Origin of the sequence: Microcoleus sp. Pol11C2, from assembly GCF_036701505.1 — a bacterium.
Taxonomy (GTDB): domain Bacteria; phylum Cyanobacteriota; class Cyanobacteriia; order Cyanobacteriales; family Microcoleaceae; genus Microcoleus.
In genome coordinates, this window is the sequence record NZ_JAUBQX010000020.1 from 73,308 (window position 1) to 96,652 (window position 23,345).

Below are 23,345 nucleotides of genomic sequence, written 5' to 3' on the forward strand. Positions count from 1 at the left end.
AACTCCCAAAGCAATCAATTTTTCTTTAGCAATTTTTTGAGCAACTTAGGAATCTCTGAAGGTCGAGCCGCCACAGGTATGTCCGCCTCTTCAAAGGCAGCCATTTTGTTTGGGGCCGTAACTCCAAAGGCTTTCTGGGCAGCCGCCCGAGAACTGATCAGGATGCCGGCGTGGCCCAAAGACGGCCCCTTGGGAGCGTAGCGGCCGGCCAGATAAGCAACCACGGGTTTGTCGATCGCCGAAGCGATGTAAGAAGCAGCAGCTTGTTCACTCCACCCGCCAACTTCCCCCACCAAAACCATCGCTTCCGTACTGTCGTCTTCGTCCAAAATTTGCAGCCACTGCATAAAAGAAGAACCGACAATCGCGTCGCAGCCAATACAAACCGCCATCGACTGTCCCAACCCCGCCTCAGTCAGTTCTAGGGCAACTTCGTAAGTCAAAGTGCTGCTGCGGCTGATCACTCCCACCGGGCCGGGAGTGTAAAATTCCTTGGGGTGAGTTCCCAGCAGGAGTTTGTCGGGCACAATAATCCCCGGACTGTTGGGCCCGATTACCAAAGTTTCGGTGGCTTCTGCTTTTCTGACTAAGTGCACCATATCCAGAGGAGGCACTCCCCCAGTCACGATCGCAATTTGCCGAATTCCTCCGGCGATCGCTTCTAAAGCAGCATCCAGCACCGAGTAAGCGTCTACCAAAATTACCGCAGTGTCAACGTGACCCACTGCCGCCACTGCTTGTTCTACCAAATCAAAAATCGGAATTCCCTCCACTTCCAGCCCCCCCCGACCGGGACTGACACCGGCGACTACATTCGTGCCGTATGCTTTCATCATCAGGGCGGCGCGGGTGGACGCGGGAGATTCTGTAATGCCCTGTACTAGGACTTTGCTTTCAGGAGTTAAATTCATTTTTTCCCACTTGACACTCGATCTGTAAAAAGCAGAAGGCCTTCATCTGTACAGAAATCTCGTTGTTTGCCGATCAACTGCCGCTACTTGACGGAGGATACAGAAGCGGCCGCGGCCTCATCCAAAGTGCTAGCTAGCTGCACCGGCAACTGTCCCAAACGCTTTTTAACAGCATCAGCATCGATCTCTACCAGCCGGAGCACAACTTGGATGTGGCGGTTAGCGCGAGCTTTCCGTTCCAAATAGCCGCCTACTGCAGCAATTATTTCCTCTGTCTTGGAGGCGCTGCCCAAAATATTTACAAGTATCACCTTAACGCTTTTATCCTGAGCGACTAACTCCAGACCCAACTCCACGCGATCGCGCAGCGCATTTGCTGCATAGTAGCGGTCTAGGGAACCAATATTCACAAAATTAGCTGGTTTTCCTCCTTGGTGGGTTACAGCATCTAGAGTTGCCATTGTCAGACCCACTCCGTTGCACAAAATCGCGATATTCCCGTCTAGTTCTATTAATTGCAGGGATTCGGAATTCGAGATTGGGGATTTAGATTTGGGGTCAAACTCCGGCGACTGCTGAACCTTGGACTGGGAATGGGAGCGATCGCCAGAGGCATGGGGACTTCTTCTTTCCCGTGCCAACCCGCTGCTTTGCCTCTTTCCCGATAGTGTGGCCAAATCTGGATGTCGCCCCAAGGCATCGTCGTTGGCGGTGACTTTACCGTCTAAAGCCATTACCTCTCCCGTCGGACTGATGCCGAGAGGATTGATTTCTACTAGATCTAAATCTTTTTCGACAAACAGCCGATACATTTTTTCGACAATGGTGCTCACCGATTGAATCAAGTCTCCCTGCAATCCCATTTTCAGCGCGAGACGCCTCGCGTAGAATGGGGAAAATTCTTGATCTACGGCAACTTGCTGCATTTGCTCGATCGACCCTTCGACATCCATACCTCCTTGGCTCGAACCCAGAAGCACCGGGCGGCGCGCTACGGGGTCTAGGAGTACCGCTAAGTACAATTCTTGGTCGGCGTTGTACTTTGCTTCTGCCAGCAGAACTTGGGGATATTCACTCTCGATCGGCAAATTAAAAATTGTTTGAGCGGCTGCTACTGCATCGATCGTATTTTCCACAAACTTGATACCGCCCGCCCTGCCCCGTCCCCCAGCCCGCACTTGCGATTTGAGTACAACGGGGTAAGGAATTTTCAGTCCTTTGAGGTCGGCGGGATTGTCAATCCGCTGCGACGGCAAAATCGGAATTGCCATCTGGCGAAATAATGATTTAGCTTGGTACTCTAACAAATCCATTTATCAATTACGGGTGACGGGTAGTTGGCAACAAGCAATTCGTCCTAATTGGCAATTCATAATTAATAGATAGTAATTGGTTTTTTGTCAAGTTAAAAGTTAAAAATTCTCGCTTTTATCTTTTAATTTTAGACTTTTGTATTGCCAATTACTTATTCGCTATTACCGCTCGCCGATTACCTATTACCTAAGCTGTTTCAAAGTGTTTTTTCTCGGAATTGCCAAATTTTACTGTCCGCTCTGGCGGGGAGATATTTGGCGAGCGTTGGTGTTTTTTTGTCTCGGAAAATCTTCGGAGGTTCGGCGATACTGTGCCGAAATATTTCTGCGAATTGTTTACTTGATGCTATTAACAGCGCCTTGATGGACGGTTTTGACCCATTTAAGCCGCTTGGGCCGTACCGCAATCCGAGCCGTCACAGTCCCTACCAGCAGCCAGTGGAACATATACACAGTACCCCGCAGCGTTTGCAGCAAGGTGACAAAAACTCTTTTAAAGTCAAATTTGGTCTCTTTGCGAGTGCGGCGCAAACCGACGAACATTCCCACTACCGACAATGTAAGGGTCATAAAAGTTATGGGACTGGCGATCGGCATCCGGCGCAGCGCAATTGACATCACAAAGTCGGGTAGCGCTACTGTGGGTAAGAAATATTGAGATACCCAAAATCCAAATAAATCCCAAGTTTTCCCAGTTCCCATGCGGTTCCGCAAAATTAGCTGCCAGTAGTCAAGATAACGCTGATAGCCACCTTCGGCCCAGCGATTGCGCTGGTGCCACAGAGCGCGAGCGTTAGTGACTCCTTCTTCTGACACGGCTGGGAAAGCGAGAAATTCAATGTCCCATCGGTTTAGGTGCAGCCTCACCGTCAAATCTAGGTCGTCGGTAATCGTCTCCTCGTTCCAGCCTCCGCAGCTTTCCAAGGCGGTGCGACGCATGAATTGGCCGTTACCGCGCAATTCTCCAATGCCGCCGATCGCAATCCGCTGCTGCTGGAAAAAACTGTCGAGAGCCATTTCTGCTTCTTGGCCGCGAGTCCACAAATTTACCGAAGCATTGGCGATGGCTTTTCTGACTTGCACAGCCCCTACCTTTTCTCCATGGAACACTGGTAGCACGCGGCGCAGCAAATCCGGCGTTACCGTCGCGTCGGCGTCAAATATTCCCACAAATTCCCCGCGAGTCAGTGGCAACACTTGATTCAGTGCTCCCGACTTGCCGCCGCTGGCATTTGCTCCTCTGCGAAATACTTTGAGCTGGGGGTACTTTTTGGTTAGCTGTTCCAATACTAGCGGGGTGGCGTCGCTGCTGTGATCGTCGATCGCCCAAACTTCGTAGCGGTCGATCGGATAATCTACATTGCAGATGGATTCTACGAATCGGGCAATCACCGCTTCCTCATTTTTCGCCGCCACTAGCAGCGACACGTAAGGCCAATCCTCTCGACTTTCATCGGCCAGAGGCGGCAGTGCGGCCTTGGGCGAAGCAAACAACACTCGAAATGCTTGCATCCACAGCAGTCCAGTCAACCCCCACACTACCCACGCACCCCAAGAAATCAAGTGCAGGGCGATCGTGCCGGCCCAAATCGCCGTCAGCACTGCGGCAGCTTTTCCGCGGCGTCCCCGGTACAGATTTTGAGGAAAAGAGGGAGTTCCCGGCACAGACACCGCAACCGGGAGCTCTGCTTTTGTTTCCGCGTCAAACACCCTGTCGCCAATGTCTGGTATAGCAAATACTTTGCCGAGCTTCGAGTGCGAGGTCAAACTCTTGAGCTCTTCTTGAGCTAAATCAGAGATGTCCAAGTTAAGCTCGCTGCGAGCGTCGTTTTCTGGCCAAGAACTCTCCTGCATAGGTTACTTGATTCAACCACCAATAGTTTTTGATTTTAGATATAAGCATCTACTGTATCAGTTTCTGGGCTTTTGTCGAAAGCGGACGGGAGGACAACCAGCGGGTTCGGTGCTTGTACGGCCCTGGTAAACGGGTACTGCATAGAGTATTTAGCTTGACTTTTGCTTGCGATCGACCAGGAATATCTGTTAGTTTTTTCAGGGGATCTAAACTATCTGTTAGTAATAATTGTCTGAGGTGGAAATATGTCTATTCCTCAACTCAAGCCAGCCGATGACAAAGAAGTGAAAGTCTACGCGCCTTTCTGTCAAGAGCCCAGGCGCAAGTTTTTACCGCACGCTATTGGTCTCTACAAGCTCAAAAGCTTGGAGGGGGCAAGAAAAATTGACGGCGGGGAGAGCGTGCCGTTTGTCGCTAGTTGGAATATCTCGTCGCTGCCGATCGATTTAACCCGCTGTCGGGTGTTGTTTGACGGCAATGCTGAACTCAGCTACGAAGTGACTATGCAAAGCTCTGAGTTTGTTAGTTGCTTAATTGAGGTACTTCTGACTTTTCAGCGAACTCGTACTGTCGATTTTTCTAAAACGTTTTACCGCAAGCTGATGCGAATGGATGAATAACTTTCACCGCAGCCGCACTCCCAAAAGTCCACAATTGACAATCCAGCAATTTAATCCGGGGCCCCCGGATTGATTCGTGGATCGAGAAAAAAGCTCCTCGCTCCCGATCGCCAGCCCCCGGATTTATCAGTGGGGTCGCTTTCTTCAATCTAAAATCTAAAATCTAAAATCTAAAATCGATTGACGGGCGCTATAACTGGCGCATCAATAGTGTAACGCCTCGACGGCAACATTACATGATTGGTGCGCCAGCCCTATTTGAGAAGCGGAAATACTAAGTGAGTTGTTGGAGGATTCTCAATAATCCCTTTGGGGTTCAGCACTTATCCCCATTGCTAAAGTAAATCTACCGTAGTTTTCAGTTGAGGGTGATAAAGATTTCGCGTAGGGACTCAGGCTTTGCCTGAGTCCCTACCTGTATTTCATCCAATTGAAAACTGCTGTATTTGTTGTGGGACAAGCCCGCCTATTTCGGACATTGGTGTTGTGCGAGTGTGTGAAGCGAAGCTATCGCCGCTAGGCGAATCGCGCCGTCCGATTTCGTTCAAATTTTGCGACTCGGTAGATGAGAGGAAAGCGCAGTATATCCGCCCAAGGAAAATCAATCTACAGCCCTTGAACTGCGATCGGGCTAGTATGGCAATCAGCCTTTGGGCTGCCGAAATGCCAGCCGACCCCGCCCGACAATTTATATGTTTATATGCTAGAAGCCCGATCATAACAAGCTTATTGCTCGCATTGCCAGATATCAGTTTGAACGGGGGCGCTCGCACTAATAATTAATAACTAATAATACAACGTATCGCTTTTCAATTATATGCAAAAATGAGCAGACAAGCATCGGGCTTTATTCCTACAAAATACCTGTTTGCTAGCAATCATAAATGAGTCGTATTTTTTTTATACCACCCCAAGCTCCCCTTATGAATTGGAGGGGTTAAGAAATTCACAAATGATTTATAATTGCTATATACCAAACAAAAACTTCACCCAGCCCTCTCAAGAGGTCTTTCTAGTAAAATCACAACTTCTAGCAGATTATTTTCATTTGAAAAACCTCGGTATTAATATCTCATTTTCGTAATAAAAAATTGCTAAAAATTTTATAATTAAAATCGTTTTTTAAAGGAAGCAGGGGCGAGTAATCATTATCAAAAACTGCGGCTAAAAGAAACAATTTAAAAACTGCTTTCCCAAAATCAAGTAAAAAGAATGGGAAGAAAAGGGTTGCTAACAGGCGAATAAAAATTATTCGTAAGAAAACAAGGTGCCAAAAAGCGACAAAATCGAGTATAATAGTATTGCCAAATTGAGTCGCAGTTCACAAATACTGTAGAAAAAACTAAATTTATTGAAATAGACAGGTGCAAATTGAGGATTGAAGGCGTACCCAAATTGACTAAATATTTGCTGATCGGTTCCACAAAAGCTTACAGCGGCAAGTCGGCCATCGCCTTGGGGATGGCACTCGGACTCCGGGGAAAAGGACTGGCCGTCGCCTACGGCAAACCTCTGGGAACCTGTTTCAGCTCCGAGGGAGCTGCGATCGAGGAGGAAGACGTGCGGTTCGCGGTAGAGACGCTGAAGCTCTCAGAAAGCCAGATGCCGTCAACACTGCTGTATTTGGATGAAGAGACCGTTCACAAGCGTTTGCGGAGAGAAGACAAGACAGATTACCGCCAATCTTTAGCGCAATATTTGCAAGCTCCCAGCGGAGACTTGGTGCTGTTAGAAGGCCCAGCTAATTTGGAGGAAGGCAGTCTGTTTGACTTGTCTTTGGCTCAAGTCGCTGAGGCAGTTGATGCTTCTGTGCTGTTGGTAGCCCGGCCGATGGATCTGTATATAGACGATTTGCTGTCGGCTAAACAGCGTTTGGGTTCGCGGTTGCTGGGCGTGGTACTCAACGACGTTCCCTCGGACAAACTCGAATCGGTAACGGCGACTGTGCGGCCTTTTCTGGAGGCTGCGGGTATTCCAGTTTTGGGAATGCTGCCGAGAAGTGCTTTGCTGCGAAGTGTCAGCGTCAAAGAATTGGTGCACCAATTGAAAGCTGATGTGCTGTGCCGTCGAGACCGTTTGGACTTGATGGTGGAAACCTTGACAATTGGCGCGATGAATGTTAGTTCTGCTCTGAAGTATTTCCGCAAAGCGAGAAATATGGCGGTGGTGACGGGGGGCGATCGCACGGACATTCAGCTAGCGGCTCTGGAGAGCTCGACTCAGTGCTTAATTTTGACAGGCCACTTGCCTCCTTCTCCCCTAGTGATTGGCAGGGCAGAAGAAATGGAAATTCCCGTTTTGTCTGTTGATTTGGATACCTTAACCACGGTAGAAATTATCGACAGCACCTTTGGCAGCGTGCGCCTGCACGAACCGATCAAGGTGGAATGCGTTACTCAGCTAATGGCAGAACATTTTGACCTTGATGGCATGATGGCATCATTGGGCCTGAGCGATCGAGTCCATTAATAACAGAGCCGGAGCTGAGGGAAGAAGGTATTCGGCAGAGAGAACTTTTTGTTTAAATAAATAAAAAGCCAAAATTCTTAAATTCTCAATTTTTATTGAATTCTACCTTGAGCTCCGGCTGCCGAATGTCTTCAGACATTCTGCCTTCGGGCTTCCTCAAATCTCCAGATCCTCTAGTCTGAATCCGTAAATCAGCAATTCTTAACTTCTTTTTGGCGGCAATGGCTAGTGAGTCTGCTAAAATCCACAACGTAGTTTTATTTAATTTAATAAATTCTTTGAGTCAATCAATTGAGCTACCCAGAGTAGATGATTTTTTACAAGAACTTGCGGCGATCCAGCAAACCAGCTCCAAGCGGATTGCTCTTTTGGGTTCTCGCCACGTTCCTATTACCCACCAGCAGCTAATTGAGATGCTGAGCTACGCCATAGTTCTGGGAGGCAATCAGCTCATCACTTCTGGCGCTACAGGCACCAATTCAGCCGCAATTCGGGGGGCAATGCGAGCAGATCCTAATCTGCTGACGGTGATTTTGCCACAAAGCATGAGTCGCCAGCCTCGGGAGTCTCGCGACCAACTCGAACAAGTGATACATTTGGTAGAAAATCCCAAAAATGATAGCTTGTCTCTGCCGGAAGCAAGCGCCATGTGCAATCAGGAGATTATTTCTCGCTGCCAGCAACTGATATGTTTTGCTTTTCACGAAAGCCACACTTTGCTGAAAACTTGCCAGGATGCGGAGGAACAGCGCAAGGTAGTTACTCTGTTCTATTTTGATTGAACTGCGAGGCGGATGATGCTGTTGGGATTGCCTGTGTCGGTTATTCTGCTTGATTGTATTGCTGCTGCTGCTGCGCTGGTTTACGCACCGTTTGTGGTGGTTGCGTTCGCCCGCTTGCAGCTAGGCTACGACCAAGCAGCCCCCCGCACTATGTTTGAGAGGTTGCCTGCTTACGCTCAGCGGGCAACTTGGGCTCACCAAAATTCGTTTGAGACGTTTATGCTGTTTTCAGCGGCGGCTTTGATGGCTTTTGTGACGGGGGTAGATTCGGAAGCGGCGGGTTGGGCTGCGATCGCTTTTACGATCGCCCGGTTGTTGTTTTCGGTTTTCTATATTCTGAATGTGCCGCTGGGGCGATCGCTCATGTTTGCGATTAGTTCTTCTTGCACAGCTACTTTATTCTATTTCAGTTTAATGGCTGTTAATGGCTAATTGTTATTAGTCACTGGTCATTAGTCATTAGTTAAGAGACGCTTAATTAATGACTAATTACCAACTACCAACTACCAATTACCCATTACCAACTACCAATTACCCATTACCAATTACTAATTTATGGCTGCTAGTTATTCCTTTGATATTGTCAGCGAGTTCGATCGGCAAGAATTAGTTAACGCTGTTGACCAAACGGTGCGGGAAATTCAAAGCCGTTACGACTTGAAAGATACCAAAACTACTGTAGAACTGGGCGCTGAAGCAATTACTGTCAATACCGACAGTGAATTTACTCTCGACGCGATTCACACTGTTTTGCAAACTAAAGCCGCCAAGCGCAATTTGTCTCTGAAAATTTTTGATTATGGGAAAATTGAAGCTGCTAGTGGTACTAGAGTACGCCAAGAAATCAAACTTAAAAAAGGGATAGACCAGGAAATTGCCAAGAAAATCACTAAATTAATTCGAGATGAGTTTAAAAAGATTCAAGGCTCGATTCAAGGTGATTCAGTGCGCGTTTCGGCTAAGGATAAGGATGATTTGCAGTTGGTAATTCAACGGTTGAAGCAAGAAGATTATCCGATGGCTTTGCAGTTTACCAATTACAGGTAAATTTGATAGTTTCTCGGGACTTCAGTCCTCATACGTGGTGACGAATCAGGACTTTAGTCCTGACTACAAACAAGTTTTTATCGACTTAATATTAAATATCTAAACCCGTGACTGTTAAGTCGGGAGGATGTTCGACAACAAACTGGTAATATAACTCTTGCTTTGCTTGCGGCGGTAGAGACATTATCCATTCTAGCAGTCCCATTTCACCTGGTACTATCTTCGGATTAGTGAGAGTCGAGCGCACTTTAATTTGTTCATTACGGCTGACTGGCAATTGCTCTTTTAGTGTCAGGTGTACCTGCACCTGATGCAAGTTTGTCACATTTAAGCGATAAGCGTAACTCGTGCGCCTCTGCTGGCCGATCAGTTTTTTATCTACTTGTCTTTCTACTAATTCCCGCTCTATTTTTAGCCCTTCATCTATTCCTAAATTCAGTTTATATTCTTGCCCCGGGGAAACATTTTCTAACTGCACACTGCCGACAAAAGTGTTGTCGCGAAAAATATTGGCTTTACCGGGCAGAAGAGTTGCACCTGTCAGCGGATTCACAACAACTGCTTGCAAATAGGCAAAACTGACTAAGCGCGGAACTGCTATATATTCAGGTTTAAACGGATAATTTTCGCTGAAAATAGTGACTTTGTGCGGTGTACCGTCGCTGGGAATCTTGGTATTTCCGCCTACTTGAAATGAGACTGTACCGCCTTCTCTGGATACTTGGGCTGTGGCTATTTGAGCTGCTAGGGGCGCTCGTGTTATGGAGCGTGTACGGCCTGCAAAACCTTCAGATAATACCTCTTCTAGGTCTAAGTAATCATCCTCTGATACACCCCTACCAAAAAATTGCTCTGGCTCGGTTTTATCGATATACCAAGGTTCTAGTTTTGGTGGGAGAGTTCCCATTCCGGGTTTTGCTGTAGATAAAGTTAGGGCTACTCCCGTCCAATCTTCGCCTGTATTTTGATTGACTTCGGCTAGGTAATTGAGATTAATTTGGTTGTTGATAGTGTTTACTCGCAAGTCGTAAAGCGGAGTCCAACGGGCTCGCGTGACTACATAGGAAACTTCTAGTTCAAAATTGCCGCTGCCGCTGGGTTCAATGGCAACAATGATGTTAAAACTTCGCTGGGAATGGGGAGTTTGTACTTGCCCCACCTGCTGCTGCAAAGCTTTTATTTGCTTGTCTATTTCGCGCTGCTGTTTTTCGTGTTGGGCGATCGCACTTACATATTTTAGGTAATTAATTCCTAAAAAATTGAGCAATTCGCCAGTTTCGTTTAAACCTACCTGCTGTTTGGCGATGCTGCTAGAAAAGAAACCGACGCTTTTTTCGCTCAAACCTTCCACAAATTGGAGCTGAATTTTTCGGGCGGTTATTTTGTCGTTAATTCCCCGTCTTTGGGTTTGTAACTCCTTAATTTGTTGGGTTAATTCGGCAGTGGGATCGCCCACTGGTTCGCTGCTAAACACTCTTTCGGTTCGCACTCCCAAAAGTCGCACTGCAACTGTACCCGCACCCGTGGCCCTGACTGACTCTGTTTCGAGGGTTGCGGGTACAGAGGCGATCGCCAATTCTCGCTCGTTTCCCGTCAGAGATACCGTACCGCGCCGCGTCACCAAAGCGCGATCGGTGTAAACTGTAACTTTGGATATGCTAGTATTTAGTGTTTTAATGGTATCAGAATTAAGTATTTCTGAGTCAGTCATTGCCAGTGGCTCCTATTTAATAACCGTTTAGTCGATCGAGCTATTTCAAAAGTAGTTTATTGATCAATTTTCCCGATCGCCCATTCCTCTAGAAAATTCCTCAAGCGCATCCAAAGGAGAAGCAAACAAAATGCAGCGTTTGAGCAAAGACAAGTCTAACTCCGGCAGTATTTCAGTGCTAGTAATGCGATCGTAACCTTCATCTGGCAGATGGTAAAGCTCTAGAGTGCCATCTTCCCAAAAATTTCTAACACTCCATCGCAGTAAAATAATCCCACCCCCGGAACGTCTTCAAAGCCTATTTGAATTGATGCCATGTCAAACCGCGCCAACTGAAACGTTGTTCGACTGCAGGAGAAGTGGTTTGATTGTCTACAGTTTGAAGCATGATTGTTTTATTGATGTTCAAAATGGTAGCGCGGGAGTGGGCGGGTTTACGAGTTTACTAAATCGTTACTTTTAGGTATTAATAGTTGGTAAAACCCGCCCGTCGGTTTAATTTTAGCTCAGTGAATCGATTCCTGCCAAATCCAAAATTTGAGGAATTAAATCCTCTCGTTTGACGGCCATCATGTGAACTCCTTGACAAATCTGCCGCGCTAGCTTGACTTGTTCGGCAGCAATTTTTATGCCTTCCTGCAAGGGTTCGGGAGCTTTTGCTAAACGCTCGATAGTCTCTTGTGGGATGTGAACTCCCGGCACGTATTTTTGAATAAATTCAGCATTTTTAGCTGATTTAAACAAAAATATTCCTGCTAAGACTGGCTTGTTGCAGCCCGCTGCAACGTGGTGCATAAACTTATCCAAAACTTCAAAATCTGTAATTAATTGACTCTGAAAAAACTGTGCTCCAGCCTCTACTTTTTTCTCGAATCGACTTTGCAAACCAGACCAACTGGGGCATTGCGGATCGACTGCTGCACCTACAAATAAATCAGTAACTCCGTCGGTTAAAGGTTTGTCATTCCAGTCTTGACCACCGTTCATTTTTTGAATAACTTGCAATAGCCGAACTGATTCCAAATCGAATACACTTTTTGCTTTAGGATGGTCGCCCGCTTTGACGGGATCGCCTGTGAGTGCTAATACATTGCGAATGCCTAAAGCGTGGGCTCCCATGAGATCCGCTTGCAGGCCAATTTGATTGCGATCGCGACAAGCAACTTGACAAATTGGCTCAATTCCGTGCTGCACTAAAATCGCCGAAACTGCTAGCGGGCACATTCGCAAAACTGCGCGACTCCCGTCGGTGATATTAATGGCGTGCACTCTGTTTTTGAGGCGTTCAGCCATTTGAATTGTGTGAGTTATGTCGCCACCTTTGGGCGGGGCAACTTCGGCGGTAATTATAAATTCTCCGGGGGTGGTGCAGGCTGTGCGAAAACGGTTCATGATTATTTGTCTGTTATTGGTTATTTGTTATTTGACAGTGGACAGTTGACGGTTGACTGTTGGCAGTTGACTGTTGGCAGTTGTTAGTGGGCCGTTGGCAGTTGTCATTCTTAACCAATAACCAATAACCAATAACAACTAACAACTAACAACTAAACAGGTAAAGAATAACCGAAAGCTGTCTTAACCTTGGTTAGAGTTTGATTAGCAATAGCTTCGGCTTGTTCTCTTCCGCGACGTAGTACAGACTCTAAATATCCCGGAGCGTCCATTATTTCCTTGTATTTATCCTGAATTGGTTTGAGCGCATTAATTGTCGTCTCTGTCAGCAAGGGTTTAAAATCTCCCCAACCCATGTTTTCACACTCTGTTGCTACTTCTTCCTTAGATTTGCCGGAAAGCAGGAGATAAAGTGTCAGCAAATTTCTAGCTTCGGGGCGATCGGGGTCGTCAAACGTCAAACCCCGCACGGCATCTGTTTTGCAGCGCTTGATTTTTTTGGCGATCGTATCTGGCGAATCCAATAAATTAATTCGACTTTGTTCCGAAGGGTCAGATTTCGACATTTTGCGCGTGCCATCTGTCAAACTCATTACCCTCGCACCGTCAGTCCGAATTAACGGTTCGGGAAGTTTCAATACTGGCTTTTCGGGTGTGCCGAATTGGTGATTTAATCTGATGACAATATCGCGAGTGAGTTCCAAATGCTGTTTTTGGTCTTCTCCCACTGGCACTTTGTCGGCATCGTAAAGCAAAATGTCTGCTGCCATTAACACGGGATAATTTAGTAAACCGGCGTTGACATTTTCACCTTGTTTAACTGCTTTTTCTTTAAACTGAATCATATCTTCGAGCCAGTTAATCGGCGTAATGCAGTTTAGCAGCCATGCTAGTTCTGTGTGCGCCGAGACGTGGGATTGCACGAAAATAGTAGAATATTCTAAATCGATCCCGCAAGCTAAATAGAGTGCGGCTATCGTGTAAGTGTCGGAGGCTAGAGTTGCTGGATTGTGCGGTGCGGTAATTGCGTGCAAATCGACTACGCAGAAGTAATTTTCGTACTGACTTTGACCTTCTACCCAGTTGCGAATGGCACCGAGATAATTGCCGAGGTGAAGATTGCCGGTTGGCTGAACTCCTGAAAGAACGCGCTGTTTGCCCATGAGGAAAGAATAGAATTGAACTCACAGTTCTATATTGACACGTTATTTTGATTTAAGATACTCTTGGTTTAAATTCACATCTTGCACCATTGTCAGCAACGGGCTAGAAGCCGGTTCCACTTTTAAGACATCTGTAGAGACATGACCTTGCCGTCTCCTTACCTTTTTAAATATCTGTAGGGAGACCGCAAGGCCGTGTCCTTAGCCGTAGCATTTAAGAAATGGGCTTGAAAGCAATTACCAATCTGTCAGTAACCTTGCTTTGCGTAGAACAAATGTCAGAACTGTTTCTTCGCCGGTAATAATATCGGCTCTGCCTTCCATTCCCGATTGAATCGAATACTGGCGCGGGACATTAGCCTGGGAGTTCCCGAAGAATTGGCCGTTGGCGGATTTGATTTTTGTTAAATAAGTTTGTTCGGGCTTAATTGCCACTTCGTAATAAGCTGTACCTAAATTATTAGTGGGATTTTGAGTGGCGATCGCATCTGGGGCTATTTCGCTGACAGTTCCTTTTAATGTGCCGTAATCGGGGAAAGGCAAAGCCGAAATCCTGATCTGTACGGGTTGGCCGATTTGGATGCGGGCGATGTCTTGGGATGTTACCTTGGCTTTGACTACCAGGGGTACGTCGCTGGGGACAATTTGGGCGATCGCGCTGCCGGCTTGTACGGTTTGACCAGTATTTCGTACTTCCAGTCTGAGAATTGTACCATCCGTGGGTGTGCGGATCACGCTATTTTCGAGTTTTAAGTCAATTTGATTTAGTTGGTTTTTAGCTTGAATTAATTGTTGTTGAATGGAGGCTTGCTTGACGAGCAAAACCCGCCGACTTCGGCCCAGCCTCTCGGCGACATCTGGCAGCGATGTGGCGAATTTTATTAAAGCGGATTCGATTAATTCCTGTTGGGCGGAAGTTTCACTTTGGATGCTTTTAAATTGGGCGCTTGCCAAAATTTGATTTTCTAAGTCGCGCAGTTGCTGGTTGATTTGCTGTGCTGCTGTTTGAGACTGATTAATTATTTCTTGTAACTGCTTTTTTTGAGCGCCCAAACGCGAAGCGTCTACAACTGCGATCGCATCTCCTTCTTTTACTGTCTGATTCTCGCTGACAGCAATGCTTTCGACGGTTCCTTCGGTTGCGGCTTGCACGACGCGCACTTCTCCGGCGGGACGGACGATCGCGTCTGCTTTGACTGTAGCGCTGTATTTGGTGACGCTAGCGAGGGCGATCGCCCCGCCAAACGTCGCCACCATCAAAATGCCCCCCAAAGTCGTCCAGCGGCTGACAGGGGGCAAAAACTGGTCGTTATCAAAGGTTTCAGCGGGTGTGGCTTCGGGAGTGAGAGACATGGTGGTGGCTGGGGGAGAGGGGAATAGTGGGAAATTTTGAGTTTTGAGTTAGGGGGAGGGAGAGCTCGCTGATTTGTTTTGTCACCTTTACGATCAGCTTTCCGGAAACCAAGCATAGGTTTAGAAGTCTAAATCAAAATTCACAGGGTAAAGGTAAAAATCCGCACAGCTTTGCCGTTCCCACCCACAAACTTCCCCAAATATCAAGAGGAGTGAAGCCTGCGGGCTACAGTCAGGAAAATATGGGATTTTTGAAATGACTTTTGGCGCTGTTACCGGGTTTTTACTGTAGGCGTAGGTAGTAAGTCAGTACATAGGTATTAATAGGAGTTATTTATGTCAGAAAATCAACAAGGTTCACTCTTCATCGAAGTAACCGATGGAGAATCTGCTACTGTCAACGGTGGCAGCATTACCAGCGGTGTTAGCGGTGCTAAAAACAACAGCGAGACGGATAACAGCAGCAGCTATGGCCTGAATATGCTGTTTTTCCTGCCGGAGCCTAGCCAGCTTTATCTGTACAATCCCCGTCGCCCTTACAAAACCCTAGTGGTTTAGATAGCTGAGTCAAGTTGTGCGATCAAGTAAATTTGGAAGGTTCCTCCGTAATATTCCGGATGTCGCACAGCACTACAAGAAGTATTAGTCAGTATTTACACGAGGCTCTAGAAATTAGATAATATTTCTAGCTTCCCTTCATTTTTCTAAACTTAAACGGAGTCAAATCATGAAAGAAACAAAGGACAATTCACTGTTTACTGAACTTACATCTGAAGAATCACTTAGCGTCAATGGCGGTCACTCTTCCTATCGAAACTGTTACCGTCCGACCCGTCACGTCGTGTACCGCCGGAATTGCGACGGCTCCTTCAGAGTAGTGTACCGCTACTGGTAAGTTTTAGTGCTGTCAATTCAGCTCGCTCGATGTTAATTAATAAAGCACCCATAAACTTATGGGTGCTTTGTTCTGATTGGCTACTCGGTGAGGGGTAATGTTCATTAGGCTCTACTCATTATTCATTTTGCCAAATGTTAAAGAACATTCCTTTTATCCGAGAAATGCCTTTCTTCGGACAAGTAAACAGGCTGATGAAATATCAGGTTGTTATCCAGCAGAGCGAAGAAGATTGCGGTGCAGCTTGTCTGGCCTCGATCGCCAAATTTTACGGACAGAATTTTACAATTAGCCGGTTGCGAGAATTTGTCGGCACTGGGCAACAAGGGACGAGTTTACTGGGCTTGAAACAAGGAGCTGAGGCGATCGGCTTTAATGCTCGATCGGTGCGAGCAGCCGCTGCAATTTTAGACAAGCTCGATGATGCCCCTCTACCGATGATTATTCACTGGAACGGCTATCACTGGGTTGTGTTGTACGGCAAACAGGGCAACCAATATGCGATCGGCGATCCGGCTGTCGGTATGCGCTATGTTTCTAAAGCAGAATTAGCAGCAGCTTGGACAGATTGGCTGTGCTTGCTAGTAGAACCCGATGCTGAGCGGTTTTTTGCGGCAGCAGAGGGTCAACCGCCCGCCAATTCCTTACAAAAATGGATGCGCCGGATTGGGATTTACCGCCCGATTTTAATGGAAGCATTTTTGCTGAATGCAGTGTTGGGTTTGCTGTCAATTTCTTCGCCTTTTCTAGTTCAAATGCTCACCGACGACATCCTGGTGCGGGGCGACAGACAACTCCTGGCAAGCGTGGCGATCGCAGTTATAGTTATGAACCTTTTTAGCAGCAGTTTAGGATTGGTACAGTCGAACTTAATTGCTCAGTTTTCCCAGCGTTTAGAATTGGGATTGGTGATGGAATTCGCGCGCAAATTTCTGCGACTGCCTTTGAGTTTTTACGAAACCAGACGCAGCGGCGAAATTGTCAGTAGATTACAAGATATCCAAGAAATAAATAAATTAGTTTCTCAAGTTGCTATCAGCTTGCCTAGTCAATTTTTTATCGCTGTAGTTTCTTTTATTTTTATGTTATTTTACAGCAAGGAACTGACGTTAGCAGCTACAGTTATAGCTCTGTTAATGACTGCCTCTACAGTGGTATTTTTGCCCGTCTTGCAGCAAAAAACGCGCAGTTTATTTGTGCTGGAAGCAGAAAGTCAAGGCGTTTTAGTAGAAACTTTTAAAGGCGCGCTGACTGTCAAAACGACTAGCAGCGGTCAGCAACTTTGGGAAGAATTTCAAACCCGCTTTGGTCGCTTAGCAAAGCTCACTTTCCGCACTACACAAATTGGCATTCTGAACAATATATTTTCTGGTTTTGTTGCCTCTGCTGGCAGCATTACTCTGCTGTGGCTTGGTAGCGGTTTGGTGATTGACAAGGTATTGAGTATAGGTCAGTTGCTAGCGTTTATTAGCATGAATCAAAATGTTACTACTTGGGTGAATTCGCTAGTAGGATTTACTGATGAGATGACTCGCGTGCAGACAGCTACTCAACGGCTGTCGGAAGTCATCGATGCTGAACCGGAAACTAAAGACGATACGAATAAACCTTTCGTAACAATTCAGAACCGCGACGGTATTGTTTGCAAGAGTGTTAATTTTCACTACCCCGGCAGACTTGACTTGCTGGAAAATTTTTCTGTCACATTTCCCGGCGGTCAAGCAATTGCTTTAATCGGTCACTCTGGCTGCGGAAAAAGTACGCTAGCCAAAGTAATTGCTGGTCTTTATCCTCTGCAATCTGGTAATATTAGAATTGGCGGTTACAACTTACAGGATTTGTCTCTCGACAGTCTCAGACAGCAGGTAGTATTGGTTCCTCAAGAAGCACATTTTTGGAGCAGATCGATTCTCGAAAATTTTCGTTTGGGCAGTCCAGATATCAGCTTTGAACAGATTGTTAAAGTCTGCAAAATTGCGGGGGCAGATGAATTTATCAGCCAATTGCCGGATAAATATCAAACTGTTTTAGGGGAGTTTGGAGCAAATATTTCTGGCGGACAAAGACAAAGATTGGCGATCGCCCGCGCCATTCTCAACAACCCACCCGTATTGATTTTAGACGAATCTACCGCAGGGCTTGACCCCGCAAGCGAAGCGGAAGTTTTAGAACAATTGTTGATGTATCGGCACGGGAAAACGACGATTTTTATCAGTCACAGACCGCGAGTGATCGATCGCGCCGATTGGATTATCATGTTAGAACGCGGCCGATTGAAACTGCAAGGCTCGGCTGCAAAATTGCGATCGATTCCAGGAGACCATTTAGAGTTTTTGCATCCTTGAGCGAGTTAATAAAACGACAGGTTGAAATCTGTTGCTAGACAAACAAAACCCGCCTGCGCGGTTCGACACCGAGTCAACAGTCAACAGTCAACAATCATTTCCCTCGTGCAACCGGAATTGATCTCACTCATTACTAATAACTTCTCTAAGATTCTTGAGCTAAAGTACATCGATCACACAATCCGAAAAACTCCAAAGTGTGATAATAAATCTTGAAAGAATGAGATTGTTGTAGTTGGCTTTCTAAGTGGTGGACGGGGCATTCGTCGATCGTAATGGAGGTGCCGCATTCCAGACAAGTTAAGTGATGTTGGTCTTGGTGGGCGGCACCGTAGAGAGACTCGCCACTAGCGAGAGTTCTGACGTGAACGAACCCCTCTCGCTTTAAACCGTCGAGGGAGCGGTAAACGGTTGCTAGGCCCATGCTGTGGTCGCTGTTACGCAGTTCTAAGTAGATATCTTGCGCTGAGAGCGATCGATTCAAGTGCTTGAGCAAGTGTAAAATACGCTCCTGACTGCGGGTGTGGTTGGTTCTCATAATTTTTTTCTCGAATCTGCTGGAATCAAATCTGTCCCTGTTTCTAGGCTATCTTACTTGGGCGAACCAAATGGCGATCGGCGCGCAGCTCGGTTGTAGAATACAATGGGGCTAACTTTCACATCACCTACCGCAACATTCCCGTGACTCAGAAATATCTTGCCCAAATCTATGTTACCCTCCGCCCTTCTGTTTTAGATCCCGCCGGCACTGCCGTACAGTCTGGTTTGCAACACATGGGATACGACAATGTTGAGCGCGTGCGTATTGGGAAATACGTTGAATTGACGCTGACTGCTGCTGGTGAGTCGGAGGCCCGCGAACAACTCGATCGCGTTTGCGACCAACTTTTGGCCAATCCTGTGATTGAAAATTATCGCTTTGATTTGATTGAAATTCCTGTTGCTGTGGAGACAGCGGCGGCATAAATGCGATCGTCCCTAGGGTGTTTTTAAACCTGGAGATCCCCCCTTAATAAGGGGGGGACAAGAGCATTCAAAGTCTCTATTAAACACGCGGGAACTCGGAACACTCAAAGTCCCCCTTCTTAAGGGGGATTTAGGGGGATCAAGACTTCGATACAAGGGAGAAAAACATAAGATTTTAGTCTTATGTTGACACCTCTTCCTTCTTCCTGACATCCGTTACATAATCCGTTGCCGAACTTCCTTCTTCCTTCTTCCTTCAGCTTATGAAATTTGGAGTTATTGTTTTTCCTGGTTCAAATTGCGATCGCGATGTGGTGTGGGTGACTCAAGGGTTACTCCACCAACCGACGCGGATGATTTGGCACGAAGATACCGATATTTCGGATATTGATGTCATTGTAATTCCCGGTGGTTTCAGTTACGGAGATTATTTGCGGTGCGGCGCGATCGCCCGTTTTTCTCCGGCGATGCGGGCTACTGCGGAACACGCGAAAAAAGGCAAACTTGTACTGGGTATTTGCAACGGTTTTCAGGTGTTGACTGAAGCTGGTTTGTTGCCCGGTGCTCTGGTGCGGAATGCGGGATTGAATTTTATTTGCGATCGCGCTTCTTTGAAAGTCGAGCGCGGTAATACTCGTTGGACTGCCGCTTATACTACGGGTGAAATCATCGATTTGCCGATCGCCCACGGGGAAGGCAATTATTATGCCGATGCCGATACTTTAGCAGAACTAGAAGAGCACAAGCAAGTCCTGTTTCGCTACTGTACTCCGGCGGGCAAAATTAGCGATGCTGGCAATCCCAACGGTTCGTTAAATAATATTGCGGGTATTTGCAACCGCCAAGGCAATGTGTTAGGAATGATGCCGCATCCTGAACGCGCATCCGATCCGATGTTGGGCGAAACTGATGGGGTGAAATTGTTTCAAGGGTTGTTGATGGCAAGTGTTGCTGCTGTTTTGTAGTTGATATTTGTCTCTGATTTTATGAACAGGCAAGATGCCTGTTCCACAATACATCAAGTTTCTTGTGGGGTGGGCATCTTGCCCGCCCAAAATCAACAGGCAAGATGCCTGTTCCACAGTAGATTAAATTGATTGTGGGGTGGGCATCTTGCCCGCCCAAAGAAATACAATTTAGCTCCGGGACAGCTTATCAACTATTTAAAAGAGGAATGTTTATTTTATGCCGCTAATGGACTTAGCTAATTTTAAAACTAGGGTAATTGGATGCAGTGCGGTAATGGCTATTGGACAAGTTATTTCAAATGCGATCGCCAATCCGGGAACTCAAGCAGCAGCGGGTATTATCGGTGGCCCGATCGCAGTTGGGGGAGTTTCTATCTTAGCGGCGATTGCTACTGGTATAGCGGGCAATATCGCGGCTAATGACCTCGGAAATCGGATGACGGAACGGTTGAGCAAAAATCCGAGGATTCTCGATAATCACGATTTGATTAAGGCGGCGGGTGAAGCGATCGCCTATATTTTGAGAGAGGTTGCGAAGTCCGATCGCCTAATTGCGATCGCCGAAACCAAAAAATTGCCTTATCCAGAAACAGCACTCTGTCAATTAGCCGAGAAAACTCCTGAATACTGGCTGGATATTAACACGAATACAGCCAATTTGTCAAGGGGTTTAAATATTTCCGAAGACCAGTTAACCAAGATTTTTTCTGCGGATGCCGAGGAGTTCGATCGAGTTACCGGATTGACAACGGCAGATTGGGCAACTTTCATCAACGAATTCGCCACTAGCGAGGGCAAATCCTTCGATGCGGAAATTGTGGAATTTGTCGCGGACAAACTGTACGCAACTTTCCCGAAAGCGTACCGCGAAGTGCTGAAACTGGATGCGGCGAAGGGAGGAGAAAAGTTTGCCGCGATGCTGTTGAATCTGCACCAAATTGCTTTGGCGGAACTGAGAGATTTGGGGCTGCAAAGTGGGGAAATTCTGCAAAAGTTGGAGGCCGTGGCAACTGGGCAGCAGATTTGTCAAGTGATGGTGAAATTGGATGCGATCGAAATTGGTATCCGCGACGATTTGGCGCAACTTAAAACATCACTGGAACGATTTATCGATACTTCCGCGCCTAGATTGCCGCCTCCCTACGAGTGCGAAACGATTATTGCAGACCGGACTCAAGACTTTACCGGCCGCCAATTTGTGTTTGCAGCAATTGCCGAATTTTTGCAGAACAATCGCAAAGGCTATTTTGTTTTAGAAGCAGATCCGGGTGTCGGGAAAAGTTCAATTATGGCCAAGTTAGTGCTGCTGCTGAAGCGGCGCTGCGTTGCCCATTTTAACTCGCAATCTCAAGGCATTGTCCGCACCGAACAATTTCTGGAAAATGCCTGCACTCAGTTAATTCGAGGCTATCAACTAAATTATCCGCAACTGCCGGAAAATGCGACCAGAGATGGCAACTTTCTGAGTCGGTTGTTGGGGGAAGTCAGCACTAAATTGGGCGGCAAAAAGTTGATTGTGGTGGTGGATGCCCTGGATGAAGTGGATTCGAGTTTGCAGGGGCGCGGCAGCAATGTCCTGTATTTGCCAGATGCTTTGCCGGATAATGTTTATTTTATTGTCTCGAAGCGACCGGAATCTCTGCCTTTGCCAAATCATCAGGTTTTTGATTTGATGCAGTACAGTTCAGAAAGTCGGGCGGATGTCAAGCTTTATATTGACAAACGCACCAGTAACAGCGCATCAATTCAGAATTGGATTAACCGTCAAAATTTGCAGCGCGAACAATTTGTGACGGCGGTGGCGGAAAAAAGCCAGAATAATTTTATGTACCTGCGCTATGTGCTGAATGATATCGATAGCGGCAAGTACAGCGATGTGACTTTGCAAGATTTGCCCAGGGAGTTGGAAGGATATTATGAGAAGCATTGGGCGCGGATGGAAATGGCGGTTAGAGATAGGGAATTGCGCCGCCGGAAGTTGAAGGTTATTTATTTGTTGACCAAAACTCGCAAGCCGATTTCCTGCGATATTTTGGCGGATTTTGCTGAGGAAGATGCCTTGGATGTGCAGGAAGTTGTCGATGATTGGGAACAGTTTCTGCGCCGTAGCGGTGATAGTCCTCCCGATTACAGTATTTATCACGCGAGTTTCCAAAGATTTCTCCACCGTATCGATGTGGTGCAGAGAGCTGGGGTTTCGCTGCGGGATATTGAAACGGCGATTTCTGATAATTTGTGGGAGGATTTGTACGGGGATGGGTAAGTTTAAAGAACGGTTGGGGAAACTGTCGCCGAAAAAGCGGCTTTATGCTTTGGAAACTCTGCCGGGGCATTTGGCGGAGAGTGTTCAAGGGGAACGGCTGCATCAGTTGTTGACGGATTTTGATTTTATTGAGGCGAAGTTGGAGGCGTTGGGGGTACAAGCGTTAATTGAGGATTATGATTTGGCGATAAATTCTGATGTGTTGCTGTCGGGGGAGCAAAGTGAAACTCGGAATTTGATTCAAGGGGCAATTCGCAAGTCGGCGCACGTTTTGGAGAAGGATAAAACGCAACTGGGTGGGCAATTGTTGGGGAGGTTGCTGGATTTTGAAATACCTGAGATTCGATTCATGCTAGAACAAGCTAAGCAATCGAAAGAGGGTCTTTGGTTCCGGCCTTTAAAAGCTAATTTAGAACGGGGAAATGAAGGGGCGCTGCGGACACTAGCCGGTCATACTAGCAATGTAACACGAGTGGCGATCGCACCAGACGGCAAAACCGCGATTTCCGCTTCAGACGATTCAACCCTGAAAATCTGGGACACCGAGACAGGCAGGGAACTGAAAACTCTTACTGGTAATAATAGCTGGGTAACAGCAGTGGCGATCGCACCAGACGGCAAAACCGCGATTTCCGCTTCAGGGGATAAAACCCTGAAAATCTGGGACACCGAGACAGGCAGGGACCTGAAAACTCTTACTGGTAATAATAGCTCGGTAACAGCAGTGGCGATCGCACCAGACGGCAAAACCGCGATTTCCGCTTCAGGGGATAAAACGCTGAAAATCTGGGGCACCGAGACAGGCCGGGAACTGAAAACTCTTACTGGTCATACTAAATCGGTAACAGCATTGGCGATCGCACCAGACGGTAAAACTGCGATTTCCGCTTCAGGGGATAAAACCCTGAAAATCTGGGACACCGAGACAGGCAGGGAACTGAAAACTCTTACTGGTCACAATGACTGGGTAAAAGCAGTGGCGATTGCACCAGACGGCAAAACTGCGATTTCCGCTTCAAAGGACAAAACCCTGAAAATCTGGGACACCGAGACAGGCCGGGAACTGAAAACTCTTACTGGTCATAATGACTGGGTAACAGCAGTGGCGATCGCACCAGACGGCAAAACTGCGATTTCCGCTTCAAGGGATAAAACCCTGAAAATCTGGGACACCGAGACAGGCCGGGAACTGAAAACTCTTACTGGTCATAATAGCTGGGTAACAGCAGTGGCGATCGCACCAGACGGCAAAACTGCGATTTCCGCTTCAGGGGATAAAACCCTGAAAATCT

At 46.9% G+C, this 23,345-nt stretch carries 19 protein-coding genes; 11 read left to right on the forward strand and 8 right to left on the reverse strand.

Annotated features, from left to right (window positions below; all coding sequences use genetic code 11):
* Positions 1-14: 14 nt before the first annotated feature.
* From QUA42_RS13970 to QUA42_RS13980, 3 genes are all read right to left on the reverse strand, one after another.
* The gene (locus tag QUA42_RS13970; RefSeq protein WP_190737145.1) at positions 15-911 is read right to left on the reverse strand and encodes a succinate--CoA ligase subunit alpha; all 897 of its coding nucleotides are present in this window, start codon (positions 909-911) and stop codon (positions 15-17) included.
* An 83-nt stretch (positions 912-994) separates the two neighbouring features.
* Positions 995-2,224, reverse strand: coding sequence for a succinate--CoA ligase subunit beta (locus tag QUA42_RS13975; RefSeq protein WP_333137791.1), 1,230 nt, complete (start codon positions 2,222-2,224; stop codon positions 995-997).
* Between the two features lie 336 nt (positions 2,225-2,560).
* Entirely contained in the window at positions 2,561-4,078 is a 1,518-nt protein-coding gene (locus QUA42_RS13980; RefSeq protein WP_333137792.1) for a glycosyltransferase family 2 protein, read from the reverse strand.
* A gap of 246 nt (positions 4,079-4,324) precedes the next feature.
* On the opposite strand from QUA42_RS13980, the gene ebsA reads away from it, so the two are divergent.
* The 5 genes from ebsA to QUA42_RS14005 all read left to right on the forward strand — a co-directional run bounded on the left by ebsA (position 4,325) and on the right by QUA42_RS14005 (position 8,997).
* On the forward strand, positions 4,325-4,699 hold the full coding sequence (ebsA, locus tag QUA42_RS13985; protein WP_006634686.1) for a type IV pilus biogenesis protein EbsA: 375 nt from the start codon (positions 4,325-4,327) through the stop codon (positions 4,697-4,699).
* A gap of 1,371 nt (positions 4,700-6,070) precedes the next feature.
* Positions 6,071-7,168: a phosphotransacetylase family protein gene (locus QUA42_RS13990; protein WP_333137793.1), complete on the forward strand. Its 1,098-nt coding sequence runs from the start codon at positions 6,071-6,073 to the stop codon at positions 7,166-7,168.
* Positions 7,169-7,446: 278 nt separating this feature from the next.
* Entirely contained in the window at positions 7,447-7,950 is a 504-nt protein-coding gene (locus tag QUA42_RS13995; protein WP_039887610.1) for a hypothetical protein, read from the forward strand.
* Positions 7,951-7,965: 15 nt separating this feature from the next.
* Positions 7,966-8,382: an MAPEG family protein gene (locus QUA42_RS14000; RefSeq protein WP_333137809.1), complete on the forward strand. Its 417-nt coding sequence runs from the start codon at positions 7,966-7,968 to the stop codon at positions 8,380-8,382.
* Positions 8,383-8,505: 123 nt separating this feature from the next.
* Positions 8,506-8,997, forward strand: coding sequence for a YajQ family cyclic di-GMP-binding protein (locus QUA42_RS14005; RefSeq protein ID WP_333059701.1), 492 nt, complete (start codon positions 8,506-8,508; stop codon positions 8,995-8,997).
* Between the two features lie 91 nt (positions 8,998-9,088).
* Here QUA42_RS14005 and QUA42_RS14010 read toward each other — a convergent pair whose 3' ends face one another.
* The 4 genes from QUA42_RS14010 to QUA42_RS14025 form a co-directional block, all read right to left on the reverse strand.
* Positions 9,089-10,708, reverse strand: a complete 1,620-nt coding sequence (locus tag QUA42_RS14010; RefSeq protein WP_333137794.1) for a mucoidy inhibitor MuiA family protein — start codon at positions 10,706-10,708, stop codon at positions 9,089-9,091.
* Positions 10,709-11,209: 501 nt separating this feature from the next.
* Positions 11,210-12,100 carry a methylenetetrahydrofolate reductase gene (locus QUA42_RS14015; protein ID WP_333137795.1) on the reverse strand — a complete coding sequence of 297 codons (891 nt, stop codon included), beginning with the start codon at positions 12,098-12,100 and terminating at the stop codon, positions 11,210-11,212.
* Between the two features lie 152 nt (positions 12,101-12,252).
* Positions 12,253-13,263 (reverse strand): tryptophan--tRNA ligase, encoded by a 1,011-nt coding sequence (gene trpS / locus QUA42_RS14020; RefSeq protein ID WP_333137796.1) that lies wholly within the window; start codon positions 13,261-13,263, stop codon positions 12,253-12,255.
* Between the two features lie 237 nt (positions 13,264-13,500).
* Positions 13,501-14,616, reverse strand: coding sequence for an HlyD family efflux transporter periplasmic adaptor subunit (locus QUA42_RS14025; RefSeq protein ID WP_333137797.1), 1,116 nt, complete (start codon positions 14,614-14,616; stop codon positions 13,501-13,503).
* A 336-nt stretch (positions 14,617-14,952) separates the two neighbouring features.
* Between QUA42_RS14025 and QUA42_RS14030 the strand changes: the two genes are divergently transcribed.
* Both QUA42_RS14030 and QUA42_RS14035 read left to right on the forward strand, forming a co-directional pair.
* On the forward strand, positions 14,953-15,174 hold the full coding sequence (locus QUA42_RS14030; RefSeq protein ID WP_333137798.1) for a secretion protein HlyD: 222 nt from the start codon (positions 14,953-14,955) through the stop codon (positions 15,172-15,174).
* A 471-nt stretch (positions 15,175-15,645) separates the two neighbouring features.
* The gene (locus tag QUA42_RS14035) at positions 15,646-17,856 is read left to right on the forward strand and encodes a peptidase domain-containing ABC transporter (protein WP_333137799.1); all 2,211 of its coding nucleotides are present in this window, start codon (positions 15,646-15,648) and stop codon (positions 17,854-17,856) included.
* Positions 17,857-18,001: 145 nt separating this feature from the next.
* Here QUA42_RS14035 and QUA42_RS14040 read toward each other — a convergent pair whose 3' ends face one another.
* Positions 18,002-18,394 carry a Fur family transcriptional regulator gene (locus QUA42_RS14040; protein WP_333048558.1) on the reverse strand — a complete coding sequence of 131 codons (393 nt, stop codon included), beginning with the start codon at positions 18,392-18,394 and terminating at the stop codon, positions 18,002-18,004.
* Positions 18,395-18,537: 143 nt separating this feature from the next.
* Between QUA42_RS14040 and purS the strand changes: the two genes are divergently transcribed.
* The 4 genes from purS to QUA42_RS14060 all read left to right on the forward strand — a co-directional run.
* Positions 18,538-18,822: a phosphoribosylformylglycinamidine synthase subunit PurS gene (purS, locus tag QUA42_RS14045; RefSeq protein WP_333137800.1), complete on the forward strand. Its 285-nt coding sequence runs from the start codon at positions 18,538-18,540 to the stop codon at positions 18,820-18,822.
* A gap of 263 nt (positions 18,823-19,085) precedes the next feature.
* Positions 19,086-19,787 (forward strand): phosphoribosylformylglycinamidine synthase subunit PurQ, encoded by a 702-nt coding sequence (gene purQ / locus QUA42_RS14050; RefSeq protein WP_333137801.1) that lies wholly within the window; start codon positions 19,086-19,088, stop codon positions 19,785-19,787.
* A 220-nt stretch (positions 19,788-20,007) separates the two neighbouring features.
* Positions 20,008-22,053, forward strand: a complete 2,046-nt coding sequence (locus QUA42_RS14055; protein ID WP_333137802.1) for an ATP-binding protein — start codon at positions 20,008-20,010, stop codon at positions 22,051-22,053.
* Positions 22,046-23,345, forward strand: a 1,300-nt coding sequence (locus tag QUA42_RS14060) for a hypothetical protein (RefSeq protein ID WP_333137803.1), incomplete at its 3' end; no start/stop codon positions are given. The genes QUA42_RS14055 and QUA42_RS14060, both read left to right, overlap by 8 nt.